Source organism: Streptococcus sp. A11, from assembly GCF_043674225.1.
Lineage (GTDB): Bacteria > Bacillota > Bacilli > Lactobacillales > Streptococcaceae > Streptococcus > Streptococcus suis_V.
The window spans coordinates 1-1,116 of sequence record NZ_JBIMJS010000038.1 but is presented as its reverse complement, the minus strand read 5'-3'; the positions used below and the strand labels follow the sequence as shown (position 1 = coordinate 1,116).

The window sequence follows — 1,116 nt, the reverse complement described above, 5'->3', positions numbered from 1 at the left end:
TGTACCTTTGTCAATGATGTGAGACCAAAAAGGTGATTTTGAAGTTATCCATTTGTTAAGCTTTACTAGGAGCTAGCTTCTAGTAAAGCTTTTCTGATATCGATAGGAGATTTCCAGCCTAAAGTTTGCATAGGGAGTCGATTAGAACGATAAAGATAGGTTTTCATCTGCTTGATCAGATCGTCATAGGAGTAAAAGGTCAAGTGCTGGTAGAAACGTCGGTTATCATTTCGATGACTGCGCTCAACCTTGCCATTATGTCTGGGTGTTCGAGGACGAATTAGTTTGTGCTCAATACCAAGTTCCTGACAAAGTAGGTCTAGGGGGTGAATTTGCTTGGTCTCTTTGAAATGGGTAAACTCAAAACCATTATCCGTTTGAATAATTTTGGGTTTGTATCCAAAGTATCTCATAGCCATTTTGACAAACTGAACAGTTGAGTGAGAAGATTGCTCTTTGAAAGGGAAGATAAAACGTTCCCTGCTGGCCTCATCAATGACGGTATATTGATAGAATTTGTCAGGTAGCTTGCCTGTGTAGCAGTGAGTCGGTACATATTTGACGTCCATTTGCCACTTGATACCGAGTTCAGTTGGGGTATGGTAAGGCCTAGGCACATAGGTTTTCTGCTTAGTTTTAGGGGATTTGAAGAAATCAAGTTTTCTCAAGATTCGAAAGAGAGAGCAGGGATGGCGGTCATAGCCCTTATTAGTTTTGAGCTTGTAGAATATTTCGATGAGGGTTGCCTGTGGATTTCTTCGGATGCAATTTTTAATCCAGGTAAGCTCCTGTTCGGTATGAGCTTTTGGATGAGGTGTTAGAGGTCGATGCGACCGGTCTTTCAGCGATTCTTTGGTGCCGTCGAATCGCTTGTTCCACCGCATGAGAGAGGCTTTTGAGACCTTGTAGCGTCGACAGATGAAGGTGACAGAAGCTCCATTTCGATAGGTTTTAACAGCGTGGTAGCGTGTTTCCAGAGTGTGTGGCAAATAGCGAAGATTTTGTGGTATACTAGTCATGAGAAGATTTCCTTTTTGATGAGTAGGTGGTACTCTTATCATATCAGGGAATCTTCTTTTTGACTTCTAGAAGTCTCACATCTATTGTAACGCTACA

Annotated in this window: 1 protein-coding gene; it reads right to left on the bottom strand. The window is 41.8% G+C overall.

Annotation, left to right across the window (positions count from 1 at the left end):
- Window positions 1–65: 65 nt before the first annotated feature.
- Window positions 66–1,019 carry a DDE-type integrase/transposase/recombinase gene (locus ACHBIF_RS11345; RefSeq protein WP_032511809.1) on the bottom strand — a complete coding sequence of 318 codons (954 nt, stop codon included), beginning with the start codon at window positions 1,017–1,019 and terminating at the stop codon, window positions 66–68.
- Between the last annotated feature and the right edge of the window lie 97 nt (window positions 1,020–1,116).

Coding starts and splice junctions, on each gene's coding strand:
- ACHBIF_RS11345 (WP_032511809.1), bottom strand. CDS start 1,019: ATGACTAGTATACCACAAAATCTTCGCTATTTGCCACACACTCTGGAA.